The following is a 4,275-nucleotide window of genomic DNA, read 5'->3' on the forward strand; positions in this document are numbered from 1 at the left end:
ACGCCGTGCTGTCGGCGACCTCGGCGGGGCAGGACACCAGCACGCCCAGCGTCAGCCGCCCTCGGATCACGACCTGTTCGACGTTGAGCAGTTCCACACCGTGCGTGGACAGCACCTCGAACAGCGCCGACGTCACTCCCGGCCGATCCACGCCGGTGACGGTGATCAGCGCCGAGACGTTGAGCTCAGAGCTCACCCGCGGCCCGTTCGTGGCTCATGTGCGACCCGGGACGCTGCCGCTCGTCACCTGGGGACGCGCACGTCGTCGGCCCGGGAAGCGTCGTTGTCCGCGGGACCATGGGCGCGACCGACGTGTGCTTCGCGGCGGAGCCGTTCGACCATGTGCGGGTAGTGCAACTCGAATGCCGGGCGCTCCGAACGGATCCGGGGCAGCTCGGTGAAGTTGTGCCGCGGTGGCGGGCAGCTGGTGGCCCACTCCAGCGAGTTGCCGTAACCCCACGGGTCGTCGACGGTCACGACCTCGCCGTAGCGCCAGCTCTTGAAGACGTTCCACACGAAGGGGAACATCGACACGCCCAGCATGAACGCCCCGATCGTCGAGACGATGTTCAGCGGCTGGAAGCCGTCGGTGGACAGGTAGTCGGCGTAGCGGCGCGGCATGCCCATGTCGCCCAGCCAGTGCTGCACCAAAAACGTGGTGTTGAAGCCGATGAACGTCAGCCAGAAGTGCAGCTTGCCCAGCCGCTCGTCGAGCAGCCGGCCGGTCATCTTCGGGAACCAGAAGTAGGTGCCGGCGAACGTGGAGAACACGATGGTGCCGAAGAGCACGTAGTGGAAGTGCGCGACCACGAAGTAGCTGTCGGTGACGTGGAAGTCCAGCGGCGGGCTGGCCAGCAGCACACCGGTCAACCCGCCCAGCAGGAAGGTGACCAGGAAGCCGATCGAAAACAGCATCGGTGTCTCGAAGGTCAGCTGGCCCTTCCACATGGTGCCGACCCAGTTGAAGAACTTGATCCCGGTCGGCACCGCGATCAGGTAGGTCATGAAGGAGAAGAACGGCAGCAGCACGGCTCCGGTGGCGAACATGTGGTGGGCCCACACCGCCACCGACAGAGCGGCGATCGACAGCGTCGCGTAGACCAGCGTGGTGTAGCCGAAGACCGGTTTGCGGGAGAACACCGGGAAGATCTCGGTGGCGATGCCGAAGAACGGCAGCGCCACGATGTAGACCTCGGGGTGGCCGAAGAACCAGAACAGGTGCTGCCACAGCAGGACCCCGCCGTCGGCCGGGTCGAAGACGTGGGCCCCCAGGTGCCGGTCGGCGGCCAGCCCGAACAGTGCGGCGGTCAGGATCGGGAAGGCGATCAGGATCAGGATGGACGTCACCAGGATGTTCCAGGTGAAGATCGGCATCCGGAACATCGTCATGCCCGGCGCCCGCATGGTCACCACGGTGGTGATCATGTTGACCGCGCCCAGGATCGTGCCCAAGCCGGCGACGATCAGGCCGGTGATCCACAGGTCACCGCCCGCGCCGGGCGAGTGGATGGCGTCGGTCAGCGGGGTGTAGGCGGTCCAGCCGAAGTCAGCGGCGCCGCCGGGGGTGATGAAGCCGGCCAGGGCGACCAGCGCGCCGAACAGGAACAGCCAGAAGGAGAACGCGTTGAGCCGCGGGAACGCGACGTCGGGAGCCCCGATCTGCAGCGGCAGCACCAGGTTGGCGAAGCCGAACACGACCGGCGTCGCGTACAGCAGCAGCATGACCGTGCCGTGCATGGTGAACAGCTGGTTGTACTGCTCGTTGGACAGGAACTGCAGGCCCGGCGCGGCCAGCTCGGTGCGCATCAGCAACGCCATCAACCCACCGATGAAAAACATGATGAAGCAGGTGACGGTGTACATGATGCCGATCACCTTGTGATCGGTCGTGGTGATCAGCTTGTAGACAAGGTTGCCTTTGGGGCCGGTCCGCGGCGGGTAGGGTCGGACGGCGTCGAGTTGTCCCACGGGGGGCGCTTCGGCTGTCAACTGCTCCTCCAAACATCCATCCCGGACAGGGTCATCACAAAGCTTAACCTCCGATCATGCCGAAGTCAGCGCAAGTCCTACAAACCGTCGTAAACGCCTCGGCGGTGGGGGTATGCCGTTGATCACACCCGGGCGCGGACCCGGCCGGGTGTTAGCGTCGGCCCATGCTCCGCGCCCCCTTGCTGGCGACCGCCGCCGCTCTGGCGGCCGTCGTAGTAGTAGCGTGCAGCGCCTGCGGCTCCGCGGGCCCGGGCACCAAGACCTCCTCCCCGACCCGGTCGCTGGTCACCCCGACCACCCAGATCGCCGGCGCCGGAGTGCTGGGCAATGACCGCCGGGCCGACCAGTCGTGCGCGAATGAGCCCGCCGCGGCCGATCCCGGGCCACCCACCCGGGAGGCCCACAACGCGGCGGGGGTCACCCCGGACGTGGTTGGGGTGCCGGCCGAGGCGCAACGCATCGTGGTGCTGGCCGGCGACGAACTCGACGCGCTGTGCGCGCTGGGGCTGCAGTCGCGGGTGATCGCCGCCGCCCTGCCCGACGGCGCGTCGAGCCAGCCCTCCTACCTGGGCAAAGCGGTGCGCGACCTGCCCGGGGTGGGCACCCGCAGCAAGCCGGATCTGGTCGGTATCGCGGCGGCGCACCCCGATCTCATCCTGGGTGCGCAGGGGCTGACACCCACCCTGTACCCACAGCTGGCGGCGATCGCGCCGACGGTGTTCACCGCGGCTCCCGGGGCCCAGTGGGAGGACACCCTGCGCGGTGTCGGTGCCGCCACGGCCCGCGGTGGCGCCGTCGACGGGCTGATCGAGGCGTTCTCCGAATGGGCCACCGGGATCGGGGCCAAACACGACGCAGCCCACTACCAGGCCTCGATTGTGCAGTTGACCACGGACACCCTGCGCGTGTACGGCGCCCGGAACTTCCCGGCCAGTGTGCTCGACGCGGTGGGCGTGGACCGGCCGGCGTCGCAGCGGTTCACCGACAAGGCCTACGTCGAGATGGGCACGACTGACGCCGACCTGGACGGCTCGCCGGGCGGCCCGGATTTTTCCGTCGCCGACGCCGACGTCATCTACGTGTCGTGCGCCTCGCCGGCCGCGGCGCAGCGGGCCGCCACCCTCTTCGACAGCGCATCCTGGCGCAAACTGTCGGCGACACAGGACAGGCGTGTCTTCGTCGTCAACGACGAGATCTGGCAGACCGGCCAGGGGCTGGTCGCGGCCCGCGGCATCGTCGACGACCTGCGTTGGGTCAACGCCCCGATCAACTGAATCCGTGGTGAGCCGACCGTCGCACGGCCCGAGTCGTTGACGTGGCTAAACTTTCCAGAGACGCGCCAGCACCGAAAAGGACCACTGATGAGCACTGTTTCCGCGTACGCCGCGATGTCGCCGACCGAGCCGCTGACCAAGACCACCATCACCCGTCGCGACCCGGGTCCGCACGACGTGGCGATCGAGATCAAGTTCGCCGGGATCTGCCATTCCGACATCCACACCGTCAAAGCCGAGTGGGGGCAGCCGGACTACCCGGTGGTCCCCGGTCACGAGATCGCCGGCGTGGTGACCGCGGTGGGCCCGGAGGTGACCAGGCACAAGGTCGGCGACCACGTCGGGGTGGGCTGCTTCGTGGACTCCTGCCGCGAGTGCAGCAGCTGTTCGGCCGGCCTCGAGCAGTACTGCAAGCGCGGCATGACGACCACCTACAACGGCGTCGGCCGGGACGGCCGGCGCACCTACGGCGGCTACAGCCAGGCGATCGTCGTCGACGAGAACTATGTCCTGCGCATCCCCGACTCGCTGCCGCTGGACAAGGCCGCCCCGCTGCTGTGCGCGGGCATCACGCTGTATTCGCCGCTGCGGCACTGGAAAGCGGGTCCCGGCACGCGGCTCGCCGTCATCGGCCTGGGCGGGCTCGGGCACATGGGCGTCAAGCTGGGCGCGGCGATGGGCGCCGAGGTCACGGTGCTGTCGCAGTCGTTGAAGAAGATGGAGGACGGCCTTCGCCTGGGCGCCGGCAACTACTACGCGACCTCCGACCGCGACACGTTCCGCAACCTGCGCGGCAGCTTCGACCTGATCCTGAACACCGTCTCGGCGAACCTGAGGCTCGGCGACTACCTCAACCTGCTGGACGTCGACGGGACACTCGTCGAACTGGGCATTCCCGAGCACCCGATGGAGGTGCCAGCGTTCGCGCTGGCACTGATGCGACGCAGCCTGTCGGGATCGAACATCGGCGGGATCGCCGAAACCCAGGACATGCTCGACTTCTGCGCCGAGC

General features: G+C 68.0%; 4 protein-coding genes. 2 read left to right on the plus strand and 2 right to left on the minus strand.

Annotated features, from left to right (window positions below; genetic code table 11):
• Positions 1-196, minus strand: a 196-nt coding sequence (locus AC2VOK_RS01155; RefSeq protein ID WP_428898842.1) for an ACT domain-containing protein, incomplete at its 3' end; no start/stop codon positions are given.
• Between the two features lie 47 nt (positions 197-243).
• On the minus strand, positions 244-1,989 hold the full coding sequence (ctaD, locus tag AC2VOK_RS01160) for an aa3-type cytochrome oxidase subunit I (RefSeq protein WP_428898843.1): 1,746 nt from the start codon (positions 1,987-1,989) through the stop codon (positions 244-246).
• Positions 1,990-2,153: 164 nt separating this feature from the next.
• Here ctaD and AC2VOK_RS01165 point away from each other — a divergent pair, with 164 nt between their 5' ends.
• Positions 2,154-3,263: an iron-siderophore ABC transporter substrate-binding protein gene (locus AC2VOK_RS01165; protein ID WP_428898844.1), complete on the plus strand. Its 1,110-nt coding sequence runs from the start codon at positions 2,154-2,156 to the stop codon at positions 3,261-3,263.
• Between the two features lie 87 nt (positions 3,264-3,350).
• The coding region (locus AC2VOK_RS01170) for an NAD(P)-dependent alcohol dehydrogenase (RefSeq protein ID WP_428898845.1) at positions 3,351-4,275 on the plus strand (925 nt) is incomplete at its 3' end.

It is taken from the genome of Mycobacterium sp. TH-M116 (assembly GCF_057473685.1).

Bases quoted from the DNA above. Each gene is read 5' to 3' on its own strand.
- AC2VOK_RS01165 (WP_428898844.1), top strand. From the start codon at position 2,154: ATGCTCCGCGCCCCCTTGCTGGCGACCGCCGCCGCTCTGGCGGCCGTC.